Genomic DNA, 22,656 nt, shown 5'->3' on the forward strand with positions numbered 1-22,656 from the left:
CTCGCCGTTCACGCCGACGAACCACCTCTCGGGCTGGGGCAGCGGCGGCGGTCCACCCTGGTTCTGGCTCAGGGCGGCGGCCATCTGATGGCCTGCCGCGATGCCCACGCCCAGGCCCATGCCCTCAGCGGCTCCGCCCGCGTTCTCCAGCGCGTCGGCCGCCTGGAACCGCGCGTACTCCCCGAGATCGCCCACGATCCCCATCTGCGACCGCTTGTCCACCGCCTGCTCCACCTCGGGCGGCAGTGAGATGTTCTCGATGGTGAAGTTCGGGAGCGCGATGCCCACCCCCGCCAGGTCGGCCGTCAGCACCTCCGCCAGTTGCCGCCCCATCTCGTGCTGGCTGGCGGCCAGGTCGAGCACGGGCAGCCCCGTCGTCCCGAGCGCGTGGGCGAGCCGGCCCACGACCATCTGCCGCAGGTAGCCCTCCACCTCCTCGGTGCGGAACTGCGGGTCCGTCCCGGCCAGCTCCCGCAGCAGGGCGGGGGCGTCGGTCACCCTGGCCGAGTACGCGCCGAACGCCCGCAGCCGCACCGGCCCGAACTCCGGGTCGCGCACCATGACCGGGTTTTGGGTGCCCCACTTGAAGTCGGCGAACTGGCGGGTGCTGACGAAGTACACCTCCGCCTTGAACGGCGACTCGAACCCGTACTTCCAGCCCTTCAACGTGGACAGGATCGGCAGATTCCTGGTCTCCAGCGTGTACGTCCCCGGCCCGAACGCGTCGGCGATCTGCCCCTCGTTGACGAAGACCGCGACCTGCGACTCGCGGACGATCAGCTGGGCGCCCATCTTGATCTCGTTGTCGTGGCGGGGGAAGCGCCAGACGACGGTGTCCCGGCTGTCGTCCAGCCATTCGACGATGTCGATGAATTGACCGCGGATCTTGTCGAAAATTGCCACTTCGCCCCCGTCCGTCTGGGTCTTGCCAGGTCGGCCACCGTACCAAAGCCCGTTTAGGTACTGTGGGTCCTCGTGGGTAAGCAACGGGTCGCGCAGCTCGAATACTCGGAGTTCCAGTCCGCCATGCTCGACGAGGGCAAGCGGAGACGGAAGGCTGCGAAGATCATCGCGGTGCTCGAGCACTTCCGCGGGCCGCTCGGCGGGCTGACGGTGGGCGACGTGGGCTGCTCCGCGGGCTTCATCGCCGACGAGCTCGCGCAGGCCGGGGCCAAGCACACGCTGGGCATCGACATCGACGTGCCGGGGCTGCGCAAGGCCGCCGACCGGTTCGGCGAGCGGGTGGCGTTCGTCTGCGGCGACGGCACGGCGCTGCCCTTCCCCGACGGATCGATCGACGTGCTGGTGTTCAACCACATCTACGAGCACGTGGTCGACCCCGACTCGGTGGTGGCCGAGATGCGCCGCGTGCTGTCCGACGACGGGGTGCTCTACCTGGGGCTCGGCAACCGGCTCGGTGTCATGGAGCCCCACTACAAGCTGCCGTTCCTGTCCTACCTGCCGCCCGCGCTGGCCGATCGCTACGTGCGGGCGTTCGGGCGGGCCGACCACTACTACGAGCGGTTCAGGACGCGGCGCGGGCTGCGCAAGATGCTGAGGGCCTTCCACGTGTGGGACTACACCTTCCCCGTGCTCGCCACGCCCGGCCGGTTCGCGGGGGGCGAGTTGTTCCCCGGCGCTCTGGGGCGGATCGCGCAGGGCGTGCTGGCTCGCACGCCTCGCGAGGTGCTCCGGCTGATGCTGCCGCTCGTGCCGACGTACCTGTGGGTGGCCACCAAGACCCCGCGACGGCCCGCGGGCGCCGCGCTGCCGCAACCCCCCGAGCGGGTCCGCCCGCTATGAGTCAGGACACCGTGGAACAACGCGACAACACGGAGGCCGCGCCGTCGCGGTCGCTCCTCCGCAGGATGGTCCGGTACGGGTTCCTGGCGGTCGCTCTGGGGTTCGGCGCGTATGCCGTGGCCAAGCAGTGGGACGCCGTGGTGGCCGGGTTCGCCCGGCTGTCGCCGGCCGCGCTGGCCGGGTCGCTGGCCGCGGTGGTCGCCGCCCTGCTCGGGGCCATGCTCACCTGGCGCACCCTCCTGGCCGACCTCGGCTCCCCGCTGCCGTTGAGGCCCGCGGCCAAGGTCTTCTTCGTGGGCCAGCTCGGGAAGTACATCCCAGGCGCCGTCTGGCCGATGCTCGCCCAGATGGAGATGGGCCGCGACCTCGGCGTGCCGCGCTCGCGCAGCGCGGCGGCGTTCTTCCTGATGATGCCCATCCAGCTCGCCACCGGCCTGCTCGTCTCCCTGGTCACGCTCGGCTGGGACCAGTACGGCTGGCTGCTGCTGCTCATCCCGCTGCTCCTGGTCCTGCTCGAGCCCAAGGTCATCAACGGCTTGATCGGATACGCCCTGCGCAGGCTCAAGCGGGAGCCGCTCGAACGCCCGCTCACCCGGCGCGGCATGCTCACCGCGCTCGGCTGGGCGCTGGCCGGCTGGCTCTCCTACGGCGTGCACCTCTACTTCGTCGCCCCCCAGGGCGGCGTGCTCTTCGCGGTCGGCGCCTTCGCGCTGTCGTGGTGCCTGGGCATCATGACCTTCGTCGTCCCGGCCGGCGCCGGTGTGCGGGAGATCGCGATGGTCGCGGTGCTTGCGCCCCAATTGGACCGCGGCGCAGCGATCGCGGTGGCGCTTTCGTCGCGCATTGTCATCGTCGTGGGGGATCTGATCTGCGCCGGTCTGGCGGGAATCGCGGCCCGTCGCGACTCGGTGTGATTTGGCCCACGATTTAGGGGAGGCTGGTCATAAGCTGAACTTTAGAGGGGGGCGACCAGTCCCACGTTGATCTTGAGGGGAGAAGATCTTCGTAATGCCTCGAGTGCTTGTGGACGCGGCAGCGGTCCCCGCTGACCGTGGCGCGTTGATCAGATATGTGGATGGACTTGTGGCCGCGCTCGACCGGGCCGGCGCAGACCTCGCCGTGGTCTGCCAGCGCTCCGAAGCCGAACGGTATCGGAGCCTCGCGCCCTCGGCTCTGGTCATCCCAGGGCCCGTTGCGATCTCCAACAGGGCCGTCAGGCTCGCCTGGGAACAGACCGGTCTGCCGCTGCTCGCCCGTCAGGCGGGGGTGGACGTGATCCACGCCCCCTACTACTCCATACCGCTCGGCTCGGGCCTGCCGACCGTGGTGACGATTCACGACGTCACCTGGTTCACCGAGCCCGACCAGCACGGCTCGCGGTCGTCGTTCTTCCGCTCCGCCACGCGTACGGCCGTGCGCCACGCCAAGCGGGTGATCGTGCCGTCCAAGGCGACCAGGGACGAGCTCGTACGCGTGCTCTCCGCTGATCCCACCCGCATCGACGTCGCCTACCACGGGGTCGATCTGGCGCAGTTCCACCCCCCGACCGAGGAGGAGATCCGCCGGGTCGCCTTGAGATGCGGACTGCACGGCCAGCCTTATGTGGCGTTCCTGGGCGCGCTCGACCCCCGTAAGAACGTTCCCAACCTCATCCGCGGCTTCGCCACCGCCGTGAAGCAGCTGGGCGAGCCGCCCGCGCTGGTGATCGGCGGCGGCGTGCACGAGAACGACGTCGACGCCGCCTGCCGCGAGGTCGGGGCCACGGTCAGGGTCATCCGGCCCGGCTACCTGCGCGCACCCGACCTGCCCGGGTTCCTGGGCGGAGCGCTCGTGGTCGCCTTCCCGTCGCGGGGCGAGGGGTTCGGGCTGCCGGTGCTGGAGGCCATGGCCTGCGGCGCCCCCGTCCTGACGACACACAGCACCTCGCTACCCGAGGTCGGCGGCGATGCCGTGGCTTACACTGAGCCCGACGTCGACAGCATCGCCACGGCTCTCGGAGACCTGCTGGGCTCCTCCGCCCGGAGGCGGCAACTGCGGGAGGCGGGGCTGGCAAGAGCACGCGAGTTCACCTGGGACGCCTCGGCAGAGGCGCATCTCAGCTCTTATCAACGCGCGATCGAATAGTTCGGTAACCTCACTGAGTGATGGAGAGCTCATTGCCAGACCTCGAGGCGATCCTCCTGGTCGGGGGGCAGGGCACGCGCCTGCGCCCGCTGACACTGGGCACGCCGAAGCCGCTGCTGCCGACCGCCGGCGTTCCGTTCCTGGCACACCAACTCGCCCGCGCGCGCTCCTTCGGCGTGCGCCGGATCGTGTTCGCGACCTCGTACAAGGCGTCGATGTTCGAGCCGGCCTTCGGCGACGGCGAGGCGTTCGGGCTCTCGCTGGAATACATCACGGAGGAGACCCCGCTGGGCACCGGCGGCGCGATCCGCAACGCGGCCGAGGCGCTCACGTCCGGGCCTTCCGACCCGGTGCTCATCCTGAACGGCGACATCCTCTCCGGTCATGACATCGGCGAGCAGGTGCGCACTCACCTCGCACGACAGGCCGCTGTAACGCTCCATTTGACAGAGGTGGACGATCCCTCGCGATTCGGGTGCGTGCCGACCGACGAGACGGGGCGGGTGACCGCGTTCCTGGAGAAGACCCCCAACCCGGTGACCAACCGGATCAACGCCGGCTGCTACGTCTTCAGCCGGTCGGTGATCGACTCGATCCCGCGGGACGAGGTCGTGTCGGTGGAGCGGGAGACGTTCCCCGGGCTGATCGAGTCGGGCGAGCTGGTGCTGGGCTATTCGGACCGCACGTACTGGCTGGACGTCGGCACGCCGGCGGCGTTCGTGCGGGGTTCGCGCGACCTGGTGCTGGGCCGGGTGTCGTCGCCCGCGCTGCCCGGGCCGACGGGCGAATACCTGGCGCTGGAGGGGGCTCAGGTCTCGCCGGAGGCCAAGGTCGAGGGCGGCACCGCGGTCGGCGCGCGAGTCGTCATCGAGGCGGGTGCCACGGTGGTGGGCTCGGTGCTGACCGACGACTGCGTCATCGAGGCGGGCGCCTGCGTGACGGACTCCGTGGTGGGCAGGGGAGCGCGGGTCTGCGCGGGCACGGTGGTGAGTGACGCGGTGATCGGTGACGGCGCCATCGTGGGGCCGGGCAACGAGCTGCAGAACGGCGTGCGCATCTGGCCGGGCGTCGAGCTGCCCGAGCGCGCGATGCGCTACTCGAGCGACGTCTGACACACCCCGCGCCCTGAGTGGCGATGCGCGGCCGTGCCCACACGCCGCGCGGCGCGGTCGGCGACTCCGTCTCATGTGTTCGCGGCCCGCGACGGGCTGATGCCCCCGACGCGTAGATGGTCACCTGCCGCGCGGCCGTGCGGTGCGTCCCTTCGCCGTCCTCCCGCGGCGCTGCCCTCGCGTTGCCTTCACCCGCCCATCCTCCCGAAGGGACCTCCGCCGAAGTACGGCGGGGAAGCGCGGCTCGCGGGTTCGAGCAGGGGGCCGGGCGCGCGAGACTGGATGGGTGAGGGAGCGTCGATGGGTGCCCGAGGGGCCGCTGGACGTGGGGCTGGCGTTGCAGCCCCACAGGCGCGGCGGCGGCGATCCCACCTGGCGCAAGACCGGTGACGGGTCCGTGTGGCGGACGTCCAGGACGCCCGCCGGGCCGTGCACGCTCAGGGTGAGCGTCAAGGCCGGGTGCGTGCACGGGCAGGCGTGGGGGCCTGGGGCGGAGTGGGCGCTGGAGGCGTTGCCGGCGTTGCTGGGCGCGCTCGACGACACTGCCGGATTTATCGTCAAACATGAGGTCCTGGCGGAGGTTGTCAGGAAACATCCGGGCTTGCGGATCGGGCGTACCGGCCGGGTCATGGAGGCCCTCGTGCCTGCCGTGCTGGAGCAGAAGGTGGTCGGGCGGGAGGCGTGGCGGGCCTGGCGGTGGCTGCTGACCCGGTACGGCGAGCCCGCGCCCGGACCCGCGCCCGAAGGCATGCGGGTGGTGCCCGAGGCCGTGGTGTGGCGGCAGATCCCCAGCTGGCACTGGCACCGCGCGGGCGCCGAGGCCGTGCGGGCCAGGACGATCGCGAACGCCGCCTGGCACGCCGAGAAGCTGGAGGCCGCGGCCACCACCGAGGAGCTCGACCGGCTGCTGCGCGCGCTGCCGGGGATCGGGGTGTGGACGTCGGCCGAGGTGCGCCAGCGTTCCTTCGGCGACCCGGACGCCGTGAGCGTCGGCGACTTCCATCTGGCCAAGCTCGTCGGATATGCCCTGACCGGGGAGAAGACCGACGATCCGGGGATGATGCGGCTGCTGGAGCCCTACCACGGGCACCGGCATCGCGCCACGGTCCTGGTCTGGCTCACCGGCCTGCGCCCGCCCGCGCGGGGGCCGCGGATGCCGGTGCGGGATTACAGATCGTTCTGAGACGCGCCCCTGGGTGCGGGCGGTGAACCCAGCTCGTCGTACTGTGCCCGTATGACTCTCGTCAGCGATTCCGCGCTCCGCCGGGCGCTCGCGCGTGCCCGCGACGGCAAGGCCCTCGACGTCACGGAGGCGACCGTCCTCCTGCACGCCCGGGGCGAGCACCTCGACGCCCTGCTCGAACACGCCTCCCGCGTACGTGACGCCGGGCTACGGGCGGCCGGCCGCGAAGGGATCATCACGTACAGCAAGAAAGTGTTCATCCCGTTGACCCGGCTCTGCCGGGACCGTTGTGGGTACTGCACCTTTGCGACCGCGCCGAACAAGTTGCCGGCGCCGTTCCTGAGCCCTGACGAGGTGCTGGAGATCGCCCGGCAGGGGGCGGCCATGGGATGCAAGGAGGCGCTGTTCACGCTGGGGGACCGGCCGGAGGACCGCTGGCACCAGGCCCGCTCGTGGCTCGACTCGCATGGCTATGACGACACGTTGTCCTATGTGCGCGCCATGGCGATCCGGGTGCTGGAGGAGACGGGGCTGCTGCCGCACCTCAACCCGGGCGTGCTGACCTGGCGCGACCTGCAGCGGCTCAAGCCCGTCGCGCCGTCCATGGGGATGATGCTGGAGACGACGTCGCGGCGGCTCTTCGAGGAGAAGGGGCAGGCCCATTACGGGTCGCCGGACAAGGACCCGGCGGTGCGCCTGCGCGTCCTGGAGGACGCGGGCCGGACGAACGTGCCCTTCACCACCGGGATCCTGATCGGCATCGGGGAGACCGTCGAGGACCGGGCCGAGTCGCTGTTCGCCATCCGGCGGGTGGCGCGCGAGTACGGCGGGATCCAGGAGGTCATCGTCCAGAACTTCCGCGCCAAGCCGGATACGGCCATGCGGGGGTTGCCGGACGCCGACCTGGAGGAGCTCGCGGCCACCATCGCGGTGGCGCGCCTGGTGCTCGGCCCACGGGTACGCATCCAGGCCCCGCCCAACCTGGTGGACTCGGAGTACGAGCTGATGATCCGGGCGGGGATCGACGACTGGGGCGGGGTGTCGCCCCTCACCCCCGACCACGTGAACCCTGAGCGTCCTTGGCCGCAGATCTCCCACCTGGCTTCCCGCACTGCCGAGGCCGGGTTCGTGCTTCGGGAGCGGCTGACCATTTATCCCGAGTACGTGCTGGCTGGGGAGCCGTGGCTCGATCCCCGGGTGTCCGCGCACGTGGCTGCCCTGGCGGACCCCGCCACCGGGCTGGCTCGTGAGGACGCGGTGTTGCGGGGGTTGCCGTGGCAGGAGCCTGACGGGGGGTTCGCGTCGTCGGGGCGGATCGACCTGCACGTGGAGGTGGACACGTCGGGGCGCACCCACGATCGGCGGGACGACTTCGACCACGTCTACGGCGACTGGGACGCCCTCCGCGACCGCCTCACCCCGACGTCCATACCCGCGGACCCCGCCGCACGCGTCGCGCCGAGCCCGGTCGACGAGGCACCCGCCGCGCCGGCGGTCAGCGCGGGAGCGGTCGCGACGCCGAGTGACGTGCGGCAGGCGCTCAGGCGGGCGCAGGCGGACCCGGCGGGGTTGAGCGACGCCGAGGCAGTGGCGTTGCTCGGTGCACAAGGGGAGGCGCTGGACGAGCTGGCCGCCATCGCCGACGAGCTCAGGAGGCAGGCCGTGGGCGACGACGTCACGTACGTCGTCAACAGGAACATCAACTTCACCAACGTTTGCTACACCGGCTGCCGCTTCTGCGCCTTCGCCCAGCGCAGGACGGACGCCGACGCGTACACCCTGAGCCTCGACCAGGTGGCGGACAGGGCCCAGGAGGCATGGGAGGCGGGGGCGACCGAGGTCTGCATGCAGGGCGGCATCCACCCCGATCTCCCCGGCGCCGCGTACTTCGACCTGGCCAGGGCGGTCAAGGCCAGGACCCCCGGCATGCACGTGCACGCGTTCTCCCCCATGGAGGTCATCAACGGGGCGAGCCGTACGGACATGTCCATCCAGGCCTGGCTGGAGGCGGCCAGGGAGGCAGGGGTCGACTCGCTTCCCGGGACGGCGGCGGAGATCCTGGACGACGACGTGCGGTGGGTGCTGACCAAGGGGAAGCTGCCCGCCAAGGAGTGGGTCGAGGTCATCACGACGGCCCACAAGGTAGGCATTCCGACGACGTCCACCATGATGTACGGGCACGTGGACAACCACCTGCACTGGGTGCGGCACATCAAGCTGATCCGCCGTATCCAGGAGGAGACCGGCGGCTTCTCCGAGTTCGTGATGCTGCCGTTCGTGCACACCAGCGCCCCCATCTACCTGGCGGGCATCGCCAGGCCGGGCCCCACGGCGGAGGAGAACCGGGCGGTGCACGCGCTGGCCAGGATCCTCCTGCACGGCGCGATCAAGAACATCCAGTGCTCCTGGGTGAAGCTCCGCGACGACCTGTGCCGCCAGGTGCTCCAGGGCGGCGTGAACGACCTCGGCGGCACCCTCATGGAGGAGACCATCAGCCGGATGGCGGGCTCGGAGAACGGCTCGTACAAGACCATCAGTGAGTTGCGGGAGATGGTCGAGGTCACCGGCAGGCCGGTCAGGCAGCGCACCACCGAGTACGGCACCCCCACGCAGGAGCGGCTGGAAGCCTCCCGGGCGAGCGACGGCGTGTGCAAGAGCGTCAGGAGAGTGCTGCCGATGGCGTAGCTATAACATGTTCTAGCAACACTTGCGCCCGCTGTGGGAGGCACTGCGAGAATCGTCACTCCCCTGGAGAGAGGTTCACCGTGCGCTTGGGTCGACACCGCGCCGCGCTGGCCCCCGAGCAACGCCGCAGGAAGGCGTTCCAGCGCGGCATGCTGGCGGGCCTCACGGCCGTGGCCATCGTCGTCGGCGGCCTCGTCGTGGTGTTCGGCGGCGGGGGCGTGCTGTGCAGCACGCGAGAGCCTGTTCTGGTCAGCGTGGCGGCCGCGGACGACGTGGCACCGGCGGTCATGGAGGCCGCCGGGCGGTTCAACGAGACGAAGACGGCGGTGGGCGGCCGGTGCGTGCTGGTCCAGGTGACCGAGCAGCCGCCGGCCACCGTCCTGCGCACGCTGATCGGCGACCGCGCGGGCGTGCTGCGCGAGCGGCCCGACGGGTGGATCGCGGACTCGTCGGCCTGGATCAGGCTGGCCCGCCAGCAGGGCGCGAACGCGCTGCCCGCCGGTGAGAGTGTGGTGGCGACGTCGCCGCTGGTGTTCGCGACCCGCTCGTCGCTGGCCCAGCGCTTCTCCGTGGGCAAGACCGAGATGAACTGGCGGATGGTCTTCCCCCCGACCGTGCGCGGGCGGCTGCGGCCCAACGCGAACGAGCCGGACGTCGTGCGCGTACCGGACCCGTCACTGGCCGGGGCGGGCATCGCGACCGTGGCCGCCGCCAGGGACGTCGTCGGCACAGGACCCGAGGCGGACAAGGCGCTGACCGCGTTCGTACGGTGGGCGCAGGCCGGCTCCGCCCCTGATTACCGCAGCATGCTGGCGGCCGTGGACGACCACACGTTCTGGCAGCGCCCGGTCGTCATCGTCCCCGAGCAGTCGGTGTGGAACCACAACCTGCGCCCCTCCTCCGACCCGGTCGTCGCGCTGCATCCGCGCGAGGGCACGATCAACCTCGACTACCCGTACGTCGTCACCGCCGGCGACCCCACGGTGGCCGAGGCCTCCACGGTCTTCGCCGACTGGCTGAAGGGCCCGCAGGCGCAGGAGATCGTGCGGCGGGCGGGGTTCAGGTCGGGCGACGGCACCCAGGGGCCGATCTCGCCGGGGCCGCAGATCCCCTCCGCGGCACCGAAGACCAGGTCGTCGGTGTCGCCGCAGGACATCGACGAGGCGCTGCGCGCCTGGAGCCGGCTGGCCCCGCCGACGAACATCCTCGTCCTGGCCGACACCTCCAAGCACATGGCGGAGCCGCTGAACGGCAGCACCAGGATCAGGATCGCGCTGGACGCGGCCAAGATCGGGCTGCAGCTCTTCCCCGACTCGACGCACATGGGCCTGTGGGAGTTCGCGGATCGGGTGGGTGGCATCAAGAACTATCGGGAGCGGGTCGGGCTCGGCCCGATCAACGAGCCCGAGACGGGGCAGGTGATCCGCAAGAGCCGCCTCGCCGAGGCGACCGGCGACATCACCGCCCATCCCGACCTCGACAGCTCGCTCTACGACGCGATACTCAGGGGCTTCCGCAAGGTCACCAGCGATTACCGCGAGGAGATGAACAACTCGCTCCTGGTGATCACGGCGGGCAAGGACGACGGCAAGGGCACCAAGCTGCCGGAGCTCCTCGACACGCTGCGGCGCGAGTGGAACCCGGGCAAGCCCGTACAGATCGTCCTCATCGCCTTCGGCAAGGGTGTCGATCGCGGCAGCCTGTCGCAGATCGCGGCCGCCACGAACGGTTCCCTGCACGAGGCCCAGGAGCCAGGGGAGATCATCGACGTCTTCCTCGCCGCTCTGGCCCGCCGGCTCTGCCATCCCACCTGCAAGCCGACCACATGAGAAGGGGGGCGCACCGGCGCCCCCCTTTCCGTCAGACGCGCTGCCAGAGCGCCGGGACGTTGGGCGGCTCCCAGCCGGCCAGCGCGGTGTGGGCCTGGATGCAGCGGTACGTGACGCCGTTGTAGGTCACGATGTTGCCGACCGCGTACGCGGTGCCGGCCTTCCACGTGCCCGAGGGCGTCGTGGGCGTGGGCGTGGGCGTGGGCGTCGGGGTGGGTGTGGGAGTGACGGTCGGGGTGGGGGGGGGCGTCGGGTTGCCGCCACCGCCGCCGATCTGCAGGTCGATGCAGGAGTAGAAGGCGTTGGTGGTGTCGGAGATGTTCCAGATCGCCAGCACCTTCTGCCGGCCCGAGTAGCCGGACAGGTTGACCGAGTGCGAGACCGTGGCGGGCGGCTGCTGGCCGTTGCCGTTGAAGACGGCCACCCGCGTGTTGCCGATGTAGTACTCGTAGTTGAGCGTGGCGTGCCTGGCGGTGAAGGTCCAGGTGAAGGTCACCGTGGTGCCCACCTGGGTGACGGGCCACGGCTTGCTCTCGTCGCTGAGCTGCGCGAACTGCGGCAGGTTCGCGTTGCAGCTCCGCAGCCCCTTCGGGCCCTCCACGCTCTGCGGCTCGTAGATGATGTTGCCGCAGTCGGGCACCTTGCCCTGGGCGCAGTTGGCCTGCCGGCTGGGTGGGGCGTTCACATAGCCGTGTGCGAACGCAGGCGCGGTGTTGAACACCGTGGTGGCGATGGCGATCACCACCACGGCGGCTAACGTGAGAGTCCTTCTCATTGAAGAGCTCCTTTACATGGGGGGATGCCTCGAATGTAAAGGAAACTTTCCTAAGAGTAAACGGTCGGCTGACTGGGGCTTTTCCTGTGTGGTCAGCGCGTGACGATGAAGTCGTCCGGGTCGCGGGGCGCGCGGTCACGTGGCGGTGCGGCCGCGTGACCGACGGCCACGCAGCCCATCGGATCCCACGAGCCAGGCAGATCGAGAACCTCGCGGACGACGGGGCGACAGAACATCGTGGACGACACCCACGCCGAGCCGAGCCCCTCCACGGCGAGCTGGATGAGGAGGTTCTCGACCCCCGCGCCGGTCGCCACCACGAACATCTCCCGCTCGGACGCGTTGCGCCGATCGTCCCGGTACGTGTGGGAGCCCTCCATCACCAGGCACGGCACGATCAGGTAGGGCGCGTTACGCAGCACCTCGCCCCGCTTGATCCGCTTGGCGATCGACTGCTCGCTGAACCCGTCGCCGCGCAGGTCCTCGATCCAGGCCTCACGCATGGCGTCGAGCAGCTTGGTCCGGGTCTCCGGCGACTCGACCAGCACGAACCGCCACGGCGTCGTGTGGTGCGGCGCGGGCGCCGCGATGCCCGCCGCCACCGCCCTGCGCACCTTCTCGGGATCGACGGGCCGGTCGGAGAACTCCCTGATGGTACGGCGGGCGAACACGACATCCCGCGACCCGTAGCGGAACATGTCGTCGTCGGCCGCCCGCACCAGTGGCCGCACGCCGGGCCCGTCGTCATCGGTGACCAGGTGGGACAGCCCGCGTACGATCGCCACCGGCACCCCGCCGAGCTTCCCCTTGACCAGCTCGGCCGCGGCCGCGATCTCGTCGGCCAGCGCTGTGACGGTGGCGTTGAGCTCGTTGCCGTAGCCGTCGGACGTGCCGCGGAAGTCATCGAGCGGGCGCACGCCCGCCACCCCGATGGCCACGTCGGTGAGCCCGTTGCGCCACGGGCGGCCGAACGTGTCGGAGACGATCACGCCCGCGCGCACGGGCAGACCCTTCCTGATGCGCCTGGCCGAGGCGTCGGGGTCCTCGGGCAGGAGCAGCACGGTGCCCGGCTCGGTGTTGGAGGCGTCGACCCCGGCGGCGGCCATGACGAACCCGTGGCGGGTCTGCGAGATCACGGTGTCGCCACGCCTGGCCACCACGCGCTCGGTCTCGTCCTCGATCGCCTGGACGCGGTCGGGCGCCTGCCGGATCCGGCCCTCGGCCTTGCTCACGATCTTGGAGGTGACGACCACGATGTCACCGTCGCGCACGTCGGCGTGCTGCAGCAGGGCCGCCACGTCATCCCCCGGCCGCACCTCGCCGATGCCCGCCACGGCGATCACTTCAAGCCGCGGTGCCTGGGTGGAGTCGGTCATCGGTTGAGCTCCTGGGCGAGGTCGAGGGTGGTGTGGGCGATGTCGGCCGCGGCGTTGGCGTCGTGCATGAGGATCGGCCGGGCGACCACCCGGACGCCGTCGAGCGCGACCCCCTCGTCCTCCTCCGCCACCAGCCACCCGTCGATCAGCTCCGAGCCGTACAGCTCGAGGACGGCCTGCGCCGTCGTCTCCACCCCGATGGCCGTCAGGCAGGCGTCGGCCATGCCCCTGACCGGGGCGCCGCCGATGATCGGCGAGACGCCGACCACGGTCTTGGGGAGCAGGGCGTCGCGGATGCCCGGGATCTGCAGGATCGTGCCGATGCTCACAACCGGGTTGGACGGCGGCAGGATCACCACGTCCGCCTGCTCGATCGCCTCGAGCACGCCCGGCGCGGGCTTGGCCGTGTCGACCCCCACCAGCGCGAACGACTGCGCCGGGATCGAGGCGCGCAGGCGTACCCACCACTCCTGGAAGTGGACGGCGCGCTTGCCGTGCTCGTCCTCGACCACCACGTGGGTCTCGCAGCGGTCGTCGGTCATCGGCAGCAGCCGCACGCCCGGCTGCCAGCGGGCGCACAGCGCCTGCGTGATCTGCGACAGCGGGTAGCCGGCCTCCAGCATCTGCGAGCGCACGATGTGGGTGGCGAAGTCGCGGTCGCCGAGCCCGAACCACTGCGGCTCCACGCCGTACGCGGCCAGCTCCTCCTTGACGACGTGGGACTCCTTGGCCCGTCCCCAGCCCTGCTGCTCGTCGATGCCGTTGCCCAGGGTGTACATCACGGTGTCCAGATCTGGGCAGACCCGCAGACCGAACAGGGTGATGTCGTCGCCCGTGTTGCCGATGACCGTGATCGAGGCGTCTGGTGCGGCCGCGCGCAGGCCACGCAGGAAGCGGGCGCCGCCGATACCGCCCGCGAGTGACACGATGTGCATGCCGCCCAGTCTTCCATCGGCCCCTGACAGGCCCTTCCCGGGAGTCGTTTTACCCAACCTGTTATGAGAGAAATGCCAGGTCTAGACCGAATTGGGATGTGGGAGGTTCCTGGGACTCCCGCCGCGCGTGTCAGTGATGTGGCAAACTCCCTTCGGACCAAAAGGCCCGGTTGGGGGTAGTTGTGAGCAAATTTGACGTTGCGCGGCTGAAAGAGCCGGCCGCCTGGATCATGCTCGTCGCCGGATTGCTGACCGTGGTGCTGACGATCGGTGACGTCTTCATCGGCTCGTCCGGGTTGGCCCTGACCGTACGCGCCGCCAGGAACGTCCTGGACCTGACGAACCCCGTCGTGACGGCCCTGCTGCTGGGCGCCGTGGTGCTGGTCACCAAGGTCGGCGAGCCGTCGCCCAAGGCCAAGCCCATCATGTACGGGTCGGCGGCCGGGCTGGTGCTGGCCGCGGTGTTCGGCGTGCTCTCACTGCTGCTCGGCCTCTTCGCCGGGATCGGCGGCTGGGTGACGGTGCAAATGGTGCTCCTGGGTGTGCCCTACATCGCGTTGGCCGCCGTCGCGCTCGTCTATCTGCTCCCGCAGATCCTTCCTGAACGGCCCGCGCAGGTCTACCAGCAGCCGCAGTTCGGCCAGCAGCCCCCGTATTTCGGGCAGCCGCAGCAGCAGTTCGGCCAGCCGGAGCAGCCCCAGCCGGGTCCCGCCTACGGCCAGCCCGAGCAGCCCCAGCCGGGTCCCGCCTACGGCCAGCCCGAGCAGCCCCAGCCGGGCCCCGCCTACGGCCAGCCCCCTTACGCCCAGCAGCCCCAGTCGGGCCAGCAGCCCGGTTATGCGCAGCAGCCCACCGGCGCGTACGGCCAGCCTCAGCCGGCCCCGCAGCCCGGTTACGGCCAGCAGCCTGAGTCTGGACAGTATGGCCAGCAGCCTGAGTCCGGCCAGTACGGTTCGCAGCCTGAGTCCGGCCAGTACGGCCGGCAGCCCCAGTCGGGCCAGTACGGCCAGCAGCCCCCGAGTTTCGGCGGCCAGCCCGAGCCCCAGGCGGCCCAGCACCAGCAGCCCGAGCCGCAGGTCACCCCACCAGCGCAGCAGCCCGCGCCGTACCAGCCGCAGCAGATCAGAGGCGCCCTGCCCGCCGCCCCCTCGGACCAGGGCCAGCCGGACCAGGCCTACTCTCCGCAGAGCTTCGGTCAGTCGGCCTACGCCCCCGCCGACACGGCTCCCTCGGCCCAGGACTACGCCACCCCTGCGGCCGAGTACCAGCCCGCCCCGTACCTGCCCGCCGACAGTTCGCCGAACGTCTACGGCCAGCCGAGCCCGAATCCCTATGCGCCCCCCGTGGCCGACCAGCCCAATCCGTACGCCCCGCCCGCGGATCAGCCCAACCCCTATGCCCCGCCCGCGGACCACCAGAACCCGTACGCCCCGCCGGACACCACGCCCAACGCCTTTGCCGGCCAGGCGTTCCAGACACCGCCGGCCGACACCGCTCCGAACGTCCCGTACCCCCCGGCCGCCGAGCAGCAGCAGCAATTCGGGCAGAACGCCTTCGACTCGCAGGGCGGCCAGCCGTTCACCGGTTACTCCGGCCACGAGTACGCCGCGCCGTACCAGGAGCCGGACCCGCCCGTGGACCCGCGGTCGCAGCAGCTCATGGACGCCTACCAGCAGGCCGAGACGTACCAGCACTCCACGGCCGGCACCCAGCCCGAGCTGCGCGTGCCCGACTACTCCAACCAGGCGCCCAGGCCCTACGACGATCCGTTCGGCCACCCGCAGCAGCCCCCGCACGGCGGATACGAGCCCCAGCAGGGCCAGTACCAGCCCACTCACCAGGCGCCGCAGCCGGGCTGGCCCCAGACGGAGGGCGTCGGAGAGTCGACGATGCGGCTCGACCCCTCGGCTTACGGCACCCGCCCGGGTGACGACCCGATCGACCCGACAGCTATATACACCCCCAACGAGCCACGCAGGTAACGGACCGGCAATGAACGGCTAGAGAGAAGGTGGGCCACGGGCGGGTGTCTATACCGCCCTGGTACGGTTCGGACCGCTGACACGTTGAACGAGCCTTGCCGACGCCGAGCGCAAAGGGTGTCGGCCAGGTGTGAACATCACATGCCAAGCACACCGGGGCGAGGTCTGGTCTTTCCCCGGATAGCTGCATGCCGCTTGACGTCAGCTACGGCGCACGCGTGTAATTACAACCATGTTGTTACGCCTTCCAGTGGGTGGGTAATAAGGAAGGCGTCCATGGGGGGCTCCATTGCGGGCGGGCGGCAGGGAGGTGTGCAGTGACCGATCCGGTCATCGCACAGGATCAGCTTGACGCTGAAGAACTCGGCTGGCAGGAGCGCGCGTTGTGCGCGCAGACGGATCCGGAGGCGTTCTTCCCGGAGAAGGGCGGCTCCACCAGAGAGGCCAAGAAGGTCTGCCGATCGTGCGAGGTCCGTGCCGAGTGTCTCGAATACGCACTCGAGCACGATGAGCGGTTCGGCATCTGGGGAGGGCTTTCCGAACGAGAGCGCAGACGGATCAAGCGCCAGGCCGTTTAGGTATATGGCTGAAGGGGGTCAGGCGGGCGACCGTGTGACCCCCTTCACATCTCCTGCCCCTCTTCACCGATATGGTGGGCGCGCCTGATCAACCCCCCCAGGAGCACCACCCATGTCACGTCCCTATGTCACCGTGATCGTCGTCGCCCATGACGGCGCGCGCTGGCTGGGGGAGACGCTGCGCGCTCTGGTCGGCCAGAGCCGCAGGCCCGACCGCGTGGCCGGCGTCGACAACGGCAGCAGGGACGGCTCGGCCGACCTGCTCGCCCAGGCGTTCGGCCGCGGCAACCTGATCTCCCTGCCACGCTCTACCGGTTTCGGCGAGTCCGTCGCCGAGGTGCTCACCAAGCTGCCGCCCGCGGGGTCCGATGAGTGGATCTGGCTGCTGCACGACGACTGCGCCCCTGACAGATACGCGCTGGAGGCGCTGCTCACGGCGGCGTCGCTGGATCCGAAGGCCGCCGTGCTCGGCCCGAAGCTACGTGACTGGCTCGACCGCCGGCGGCTGCTCGAGGTGGGCGTGACCGTGGGCCGCACCGGGCGCAGGGACACGGGGCTGGAGCCGCGCGAGTTCGACCAGGGGCAGCACGACGGGACGTGGGACGTGCTGTCGGTGTCCACGGCCGGGATGCTGATCCGGCGCGACGTGTGGGAGAAGGTCGGTGGGCTGGACCCGTTCTTCCCGCTGTTCCGCGACGACCTCGACCTGTGCTGGCGGGTGCGCAACGCCGGGCACAAGGTCCTGAACGTGACCTCCGCCGTCGCCTGGCACGCCGAGGCGGCCGCCCGCAGGCGGCGCAGGATCACGGTCAGCGGCGACCATCCGCGCAGGCTGGACAGGCGCAACGCGATCTTCGTGGTGATGGCGAACATGCCGTTCGGCGCCATGCTCTGGGCGCTGCTGCGGAACGTGCTCGGCTCGGCCTTCCGAACGGTGCTGTTCGTGGTGGGCAAGCAGCCCGCGAACGCGCTGGACGAGATGGTCGCCATGGGGTCGGTTCTGCTGCACCCGTTCCGGCTGCTGAGGGCGCGCCGGGCCCGCCGGCACGGCCGCAAGAAGGGATATAACCGCATCAAGCGGTTTATGACCCCTCGGGGTGCGGCCTGGCGGCGGCTCACCGACATGGTGCAGAGCTTCCTCGCCGGCGAGGCGCCCGTGGACTCGGCCGGCCGCCACCACCACGCCTCCGCCACCACGGAGGAGGAGTACGAGGTCGTGCCGTCGGACACCGGCGCGGTCAGGCGCTTCCTCAGCCGCCCCGGCGTCGTCCTCATGCTGGCCCTGACCGTGGTCGCGCTGGTCGCCGAACGGTCCCTGCTCGGCGGCGAACGGCTCGGCGGCGGCGCACTCGTCCCCGTGACGGGCGGCGCCGGCGACCTTTGGGCCTTCTACACCGAGGGCTTCCACGACATCGGGCTCGGTTCGAACGCCTGGGCGCCCCCGTACGTCGCCGTGCTGGCGGCCCTGTCCACGCTCGCGTTCGGCAAGACCTGGCTGGCCGTGTCCGTGCTGCTGCTCGGCTCGGTGCCGCTGGCGGGTGCGACGGCGTACCTGGCCACCAGGCACATCATCCCGGCGGTTCCCGCACGGGCGTGGGCGGCTGGAACGTACGCGCTGCTGCCTGTCGCGACGGGAGCGATCGCGGCGGGACGGCTGGGCACGGCCGTGGTGTTCGTGCTGGTGCCGGTCTACGCCTGGCTCGGGACGGTGATGTTGTCCCGAGACCGGCGCCGCGCCCGCCGCGCCGCGTGGGGGCTCGGGCTGCTGCTGGCCGTGGGCACGGCGTTCGTGCCGCTGGTCTACCCGCTCCTCGCCGTGCTGGGGGTGCTGGCGGCCGTGGCGTTCCGCGGCGTGGTGACCTCGATGGCCATCGCACTCGTGGTGCCGGTGGCGCTGCTGTTCCCGTGGCTGGCGGATCTGGTGGCCTCCCCTGGCAGGATCCTGCTGGAAGCGGGCCTGCGCGATCCCACGCTGGTGGACGCGGGGTTGGCGCCCGAGTCGCTGCTGGCGCTCAACCCCGGAGGGCCGGGGCTGCCGCCGTTCTGGGTGGCAGGGGGCCTGGTGGCCACGGCCCTGGCCGCGCTCCTCATGCGCCGCCAGCGCATGATCGTCGCCATCGGCTGGGGCGTCACCCTGTACGGGGTGCTGGCGGCGATCCTGGTCAGCCGCTTCACCGTCGAGGGCTCCCCGGCCTGGCCCGGGGTGCCGCTGGCGTTCGCGGGCACCGGGCTCGTGGTTCTCGTGGGCCTGACCGCCCACCGGCTCGCCGAACTGCGTGCCGGGGGCGGGCTGCGGCGGCTGGGGGCCGTCGTGGTGACGGCGGTGGCGTTCAGCACGCCGCTGCTGGCCGCCGGCTACTGGGTTCTGAACGGTGTGCGGGGGCCGCTCGTGGGCGACGCGCCGGACGCGCTGCCCGCGCTGGCGACGACCCTTACCGCGAATGGGGAACGGACGCTGGTGATCAAGGGGTCCTCGTTCACCGTGCTGCACGGCCGCACGCCGCTGATCGGCGAATCCGAACTCCCCACCGCGTCCGAGGCCCGCACCCGCCTGGCGACGGCGGCGGAGGGCCTGATCGGCGGGCGCGGCGGGGACGCGGCCACGCTGGCCCGGCTCGGCGTGGGGATGGTGGCCGTGGCACCGCCCGTCTCACCCGAAGTGATCAGGACCCTCGACTCGCAGCCGTCGCTGGAACGCATGAGCCTGTCGGCGGCGGGCGGGCTGTGGCGCCTGGTCGAGCCTGTCACCCGCGTTCCCGCCCAGCCGGCGAGCGCCCTGCACACGCCCTGGCTGTGGGCGCAGGGAGCGCTGGTGCTGGCCGCGGCCGTGCTGGCGGCGCCCGGGCGGCGCGAGAACGCCCCCGAGGGCGTCGCGTCACCTGCCGCTGTGCCGGCGGGTGCGTCGTGAGGACGTTCGGCGCGGTTCGGGCCGGTGGTGGATCATGAAGGCCTTCGTGGAGAACCGGTTCGGACTGCTGGCGCTGGTCGTCGTCGCTCTGGCGGCCCTGTACGGCGTCGCGTTCGTCACCAGACCGGCCCCTCCGGCGCACGCGCCGTCGCAGCAGGGACCTCGGAAGGTGCCCGTCGCGTCGGTCACCGCCGTATGCCCAGGTCTCAAGGGCGAGCAGGTCAGCGTCTACCTGCCCGGCACGCTGACCCAAGAGAAGGTGACGAACACAAAGCCGTACGTGACCAACGGCCCCGCCGGGCTCGAGGCCGGCTACCTCACCCGCGTCACCGAGGGCGCGGAGCGCGGCCTCTCGGGAGTCCGCTGTACTGAGCCCGCTCCCGCGACCTGGCTGGTGGGCCCCGGGCCCGCCAACGCCGACGTGCGCCTGCACCTCACGAACGCCGACAAGGCGCCGGCTCTCGCGGACGTACAGGTCTACGCGGCGGAGGGGCCGATCTCGGGCGACAAGGGCACGGGGCTGGAGATCGCGCCAGGTGAACACCGGGAGATCGACCTCAAGACCCTCGCCCCGTCAGCGGACATCATGGCGGTGAGCGTCACCACCGTCTTCGGCCGGCTCGCGGTGGTCGCCAGGACCACCCTGGAGACCGGAGGCGTCGACTGGCTACCCGCCGCCGCCCCGCCCGCCACCCGCGTCGTCGTACCCGGAATCCCCGGAGGAGGCGGCCGCCGCGAGCTCCTGGTCGCGGCGCCCGGCGAGGCCGACGCTCTGGTGCGGATCAAAGCGGTGAGCGAGGACGCCCAGTACGCCATGAAGGGCCGCGAGTCCCTGGACGTGCCCGCGGGAAGCGTGGTCTCCCTGGACGTCACCACGGGCGTGGGCGGCTCCTCTGCGGCCCTGGTGCTGACGTCCTCGACCCCGATCGTGGCCGGTCTGATCATCACCGGCACGGGCGAGCGCTCCGACGTCGCCTTCACCGCCGGCACCCCACCCCTGGACCTGGGCAGCACGGTGGCCCGCAACGGCGCGGGCACACGACTGGTGCTCACCGCGCTCGGAGGACCGGGCAAGGTACGGGTCCAGGTGATGCCGGGGAAGGGGACGCCGGACAAGCCGTTCGAGGTGGAGCTGCGGGAGGGCCGGACCAAGAACGTCAAGCTCAAGGCGAAGGGTGATTTCGCGCTGGCGGTCACTCCGGTGTCCGGGGAGGTGTACGGGGCGAGGGTGGTGGAGGACCGCCTGAAGACCGGCCTCCTGATCACGGCCCAACCCCTGGCCCCAGCCCGAATGTGGACACTCCTCCCACCCTTGACCGACACCGCCCGCGTCGTCGCGCCTTGACAGCGCGAGTCGTGCGCCCAGCGGACTGGTTCAACGCACACGGATGCAACGTCGTGCCTGGGAACATCCCATATCCCGTCTCATCCCGGAGGACCAAATCCCATCCACCAGAGGCTTAAAACGACCGCTTCCTGAGCAGGCGCGGCGGCGCCCCATACCAATCGGTCCTGCCGCCGCGTCCCGAGAGTGAGCTGAATGCACCGTTGGGAACCGCACATCCCACATGGCCCGCGCCTGCGGGTGGTCGCAGTGTCCTGCTGCGACAAGTATCAGCTGTGTTCCGAAGCCGGCCAGTACTTCATCCTGCGCCGAGCGGGCGACGGCTACGAGGAGACCGGCAGAGGCGTCTACGCCAAAGCCGTACTGCTGTGGAACACGCTCACCATCCGCCACCAGCACGCGGAAAGGGACGCGTCATGACCGCCGGTAAGGTCCGGCTACCCACGAACCGGCGGCCATCTTGATGGGTTTCTTCGAAGACGATCCGCGGGGCCGAGATAGCACCTCGGCCCCGCGATGAGTTTCGGGCGGCTCGCGAGTCCAACCAAGTGAGCCGAACGACAGGAGGCCCGAAGTGGGCGAGCGAGTGAGGACCGCGATCACCGGCGTCAGGACCATCGGTGTCCCCGTCACCGACCAGGATCGCGCGGTCGAGTTCTACGTGGGCACGCTGGGGCTGGAGAAGCGGCTGGACGCGCCCGTAGAGCAGCTGGGTGGGCGATGGATCGAGGTCGCGCCGCCGGGAGCGACCTCGATCGCACTCCTCCCGGCAGCCCCCGGGAAGACCGTCGGCGTCGAGACGGGCATCCGGCTCACCACGGCGGACGCTGCCTCCCTGCACAAGGAGCTCGTGGCACGCGGGGTCGACGTGGGCGAGCTGCTGATGTGGGAGGGCATCCCGCCGATGTTCGCCCTGCGCGACCCGGACGGCAACGGGCTCGAGATCGTCGAATAGCCGATAGGGGAGAGGAGAACCCGCGATGAGTGCTGTCGCACGAGCGAACGACGTGGCTCGCGAGCTCGACAAGGAGTTCACCACGACGTTGGTGACGAGCGCCGACAAGGGGGCGTGGACGTATGTGGTGATGGCCGGCTCCGCCGAGCTCTTCGGGACTCGGGGACTGGTGAAGATCCGGGGGACCATCGATGGTCACCCGTTCCAGAGCTCCTTCATGCCACTGGGCGATGGAACGCACATGCTGCCCGTGAAGAGCGACCTCCGGAAGCTGATCGGCAAGGAGGCGGGGGACAGCGTCACCGTTCATCTGCTCGAACGGATCAAGTAGCACACTGGAAGCCGACGGACTCGACTGGAAGCACTGCCACTGGCAGGCTGAACCGTCCACACCGCCCCGGCGGATGAGCCGTTCTCGTGACGGCTTACTGACCGGCGGGCTCGCTGATGATGGGCGTGGTTACGACGCATCTCTGGATGCGTCAGCACACCCGTACACGATGACCTGAACCACGTTCTGTACGACGTCCCTGCTGACGCTCCCTGGCGGCGCGCTGACCAGGGTGAACAGCGCACCCCCGTAGAGCGCGATCAGGGCGGGGATCTTCTCGCGTGGAATGGTGAGGCCGAGTTTGTCGTGGTGCCCGGCGGTGACTTGCAGCGCCGTGTCCTGCAGGCCCGCGAGCGCCGAGGCGAGCGCCGACCGGCGCGCGGCCTCCAGTTGCAGTTCGAAGATCGCCAGATAGCGGGTGCGCAGGGTGGTCGCCGCTGTGAGCAGCGATTCCGTCAGCAGGTCGACCAGCGTCGTGGGCTGCTCGATGGCCCGGTCGGTGTCGGCGTGATGCAGCTCGGCGATGCGCTCGGCGGCGGCCACCAGCAGCGCTTCCCGGCTGCGGAAGTAGTTCGAGGCCGTTCCCGTCGGGAGGTCCGCTGCCTTCTCCACCGCGCGATGGGTCAGTCCGTGCACGCCCGAGGACGCCAGCAGCTCGATGGCGGCATCGGCCAGAGCTTGGCGACGGGCCGGATTGGTGGGCGGCATACGGCCATGCTACCAATAGTCGTACTA

The 22,656-nt window shown here is 70.6% G+C and carries 19 protein-coding genes; 14 read left to right on the forward strand and 5 right to left on the reverse strand.

Annotation, left to right across the window (positions count from 1 at the left end; translation table 11 throughout):
* Positions 1–903: SPFH domain-containing protein (locus AB0J09_RS15070; RefSeq protein WP_360690165.1), on the reverse strand; the 903-nt coding region annotated here is incomplete at its 3' end.
* A 72-nt stretch (positions 904–975) separates the two neighbouring features.
* Between AB0J09_RS15070 and AB0J09_RS15075 the strand changes: the two genes are divergently transcribed.
* The 7 genes from AB0J09_RS15075 (at position 976) to AB0J09_RS15105 (ending at position 10,736) form a co-directional block, all read left to right on the forward strand.
* Complete coding sequence (locus AB0J09_RS15075) at positions 976–1,803, forward strand: class I SAM-dependent methyltransferase (protein ID WP_360690167.1); 828 nt, start codon at positions 976–978, stop codon at positions 1,801–1,803.
* Positions 1,800–2,717 (forward strand): lysylphosphatidylglycerol synthase transmembrane domain-containing protein, encoded by a 918-nt coding sequence (locus AB0J09_RS15080; RefSeq protein WP_360690169.1) that lies wholly within the window; start codon positions 1,800–1,802, stop codon positions 2,715–2,717. The genes AB0J09_RS15075 and AB0J09_RS15080 overlap by 4 nt, the downstream gene beginning before the upstream one ends.
* 94 nt (positions 2,718–2,811) lie before the next feature.
* Entirely contained in the window at positions 2,812–3,927 is a 1,116-nt protein-coding gene (locus tag AB0J09_RS15085; RefSeq protein ID WP_360690171.1) for a glycosyltransferase family 1 protein, read from the forward strand.
* A gap of 20 nt (positions 3,928–3,947) precedes the next feature.
* On the forward strand, positions 3,948–5,039 hold the full coding sequence (locus AB0J09_RS15090) for an NDP-sugar synthase (protein ID WP_360690222.1): 1,092 nt from the start codon (positions 3,948–3,950) through the stop codon (positions 5,037–5,039).
* Positions 5,040–5,325: 286 nt separating this feature from the next.
* Entirely contained in the window at positions 5,326–6,222 is an 897-nt protein-coding gene (locus AB0J09_RS15095) for a DNA-3-methyladenine glycosylase 2 family protein (protein WP_360690173.1), read from the forward strand.
* A gap of 51 nt (positions 6,223–6,273) precedes the next feature.
* Positions 6,274–8,907: a bifunctional FO biosynthesis protein CofGH gene (locus tag AB0J09_RS15100; protein ID WP_360690175.1), complete on the forward strand. Its 2,634-nt coding sequence runs from the start codon at positions 6,274–6,276 to the stop codon at positions 8,905–8,907.
* A gap of 80 nt (positions 8,908–8,987) precedes the next feature.
* Positions 8,988–10,736 carry a substrate-binding and VWA domain-containing protein gene (locus tag AB0J09_RS15105; protein WP_360690177.1) on the forward strand — a complete coding sequence of 583 codons (1,749 nt, stop codon included), beginning with the start codon at positions 8,988–8,990 and terminating at the stop codon, positions 10,734–10,736.
* 31 nt (positions 10,737–10,767) lie between these two features.
* Here AB0J09_RS15105 and AB0J09_RS15110 read toward each other — a convergent pair whose 3' ends face one another.
* From AB0J09_RS15110 to cofD, 3 genes are all read right to left on the reverse strand, one after another.
* Positions 10,768–11,511, reverse strand: coding sequence for a lytic polysaccharide monooxygenase (locus tag AB0J09_RS15110; RefSeq protein WP_360690179.1), 744 nt, complete (start codon positions 11,509–11,511; stop codon positions 10,768–10,770).
* A gap of 92 nt (positions 11,512–11,603) precedes the next feature.
* A complete protein-coding gene (locus AB0J09_RS15115) occupies positions 11,604–12,887 on the reverse strand; it encodes a coenzyme F420-0:L-glutamate ligase (RefSeq protein ID WP_360690181.1) in 1,284 nt (427 codons plus the stop codon).
* Positions 12,884–13,822: a 2-phospho-L-lactate transferase gene (gene cofD, locus AB0J09_RS15120; protein ID WP_360690183.1), complete on the reverse strand. Its 939-nt coding sequence runs from the start codon at positions 13,820–13,822 to the stop codon at positions 12,884–12,886. Before cofD ends, AB0J09_RS15115 begins: the two co-directional genes overlap by 4 nt.
* Positions 13,823–14,004: 182 nt before the next feature.
* Here cofD and AB0J09_RS15125 point away from each other — a divergent pair, with 182 nt between their 5' ends.
* The 7 genes from AB0J09_RS15125 to AB0J09_RS15155 all read left to right on the forward strand — a co-directional run bounded on the left by AB0J09_RS15125 (position 14,005) and on the right by AB0J09_RS15155 (position 21,921).
* Complete coding sequence (locus AB0J09_RS15125; RefSeq protein ID WP_360690185.1) at positions 14,005–15,804, forward strand: hypothetical protein; 1,800 nt, start codon at positions 14,005–14,007, stop codon at positions 15,802–15,804.
* Positions 15,805–16,121: 317 nt separating this feature from the next.
* Positions 16,122–16,382, forward strand: a complete 261-nt coding sequence (locus AB0J09_RS15130) for a WhiB family transcriptional regulator (RefSeq protein ID WP_020546325.1) — start codon at positions 16,122–16,124, stop codon at positions 16,380–16,382.
* Positions 16,383–16,494: 112 nt separating this feature from the next.
* Positions 16,495–19,290, forward strand: a complete 2,796-nt coding sequence (locus AB0J09_RS15135; RefSeq protein WP_360690187.1) for a glycosyltransferase family 2 protein — start codon at positions 16,495–16,497, stop codon at positions 19,288–19,290.
* 34 nt (positions 19,291–19,324) lie between these two features.
* Positions 19,325–20,635 (forward strand): DUF5719 family protein, encoded by a 1,311-nt coding sequence (locus AB0J09_RS15140; RefSeq protein WP_360690189.1) that lies wholly within the window; start codon positions 19,325–19,327, stop codon positions 20,633–20,635.
* 195 nt (positions 20,636–20,830) lie between these two features.
* Entirely contained in the window at positions 20,831–21,055 is a 225-nt protein-coding gene (locus AB0J09_RS15145; RefSeq protein WP_360690191.1) for a hypothetical protein, read from the forward strand.
* A gap of 154 nt (positions 21,056–21,209) precedes the next feature.
* Positions 21,210–21,590, forward strand: coding sequence for a VOC family protein (locus AB0J09_RS15150; protein WP_360690193.1), 381 nt, complete (start codon positions 21,210–21,212; stop codon positions 21,588–21,590).
* Between the two features lie 25 nt (positions 21,591–21,615).
* Positions 21,616–21,921, forward strand: a complete 306-nt coding sequence (locus tag AB0J09_RS15155) for a DUF1905 domain-containing protein (RefSeq protein ID WP_360690195.1) — start codon at positions 21,616–21,618, stop codon at positions 21,919–21,921.
* A 129-nt stretch (positions 21,922–22,050) separates the two neighbouring features.
* Here the strand turns inward: AB0J09_RS15155 and AB0J09_RS15160 are convergent, their stop codons facing one another.
* Positions 22,051–22,629: a TetR family transcriptional regulator gene (locus tag AB0J09_RS15160; protein ID WP_360690196.1), complete on the reverse strand. Its 579-nt coding sequence runs from the start codon at positions 22,627–22,629 to the stop codon at positions 22,051–22,053.
* Between the last annotated feature and the right edge of the window lie 27 nt (positions 22,630–22,656).

This window comes from Nonomuraea sp. NPDC049784 (assembly GCF_040659615.1).
Lineage (GTDB): Bacteria > Actinomycetota > Actinomycetes > Streptosporangiales > Streptosporangiaceae > Nonomuraea.

Bases quoted from the DNA above. Each gene is read 5' to 3' on its own strand.
- AB0J09_RS15135 (WP_360690187.1), top strand. From the start codon at position 16,495: ATGTCACGTCCCTATGTCACCGTGATCGTCGTCGCCCATGACGGCGCG.
- AB0J09_RS15090 (WP_360690222.1), top strand. From the start codon at position 3,948: ATGGAGAGCTCATTGCCAGACCTCGAGGCGATCCTCCTGGTCGGGGGG.
- AB0J09_RS15155 (WP_360690195.1), top strand. From the start codon at position 21,616: ATGAGTGCTGTCGCACGAGCGAACGACGTGGCTCGCGAGCTCGACAAG.
- AB0J09_RS15160 (WP_360690196.1), bottom strand. From the start codon at position 22,629: ATGCCGCCCACCAATCCGGCCCGTCGCCAAGCTCTGGCCGATGCCGCC.
- AB0J09_RS15100 (WP_360690175.1), top strand. From the start codon at position 6,274: ATGACTCTCGTCAGCGATTCCGCGCTCCGCCGGGCGCTCGCGCGTGCC.
- AB0J09_RS15080 (WP_360690169.1), top strand. From the start codon at position 1,800: ATGAGTCAGGACACCGTGGAACAACGCGACAACACGGAGGCCGCGCCG.
- AB0J09_RS15085 (WP_360690171.1), top strand. From the start codon at position 2,812: ATGCCTCGAGTGCTTGTGGACGCGGCAGCGGTCCCCGCTGACCGTGGC.
- AB0J09_RS15110 (WP_360690179.1), bottom strand. From the start codon at position 11,511: ATGAGAAGGACTCTCACGTTAGCCGCCGTGGTGGTGATCGCCATCGCC.
- AB0J09_RS15145 (WP_360690191.1), top strand. From the start codon at position 20,831: ATGCACCGTTGGGAACCGCACATCCCACATGGCCCGCGCCTGCGGGTG.
- cofD (WP_360690183.1), bottom strand. From the start codon at position 13,822: ATGCACATCGTGTCACTCGCGGGCGGTATCGGCGGCGCCCGCTTCCTG.
- AB0J09_RS15140 (WP_360690189.1), top strand. From the start codon at position 19,325: ATGAAGGCCTTCGTGGAGAACCGGTTCGGACTGCTGGCGCTGGTCGTC.
- AB0J09_RS15115 (WP_360690181.1), bottom strand. From the start codon at position 12,887: ATGACCGACTCCACCCAGGCACCGCGGCTTGAAGTGATCGCCGTGGCG.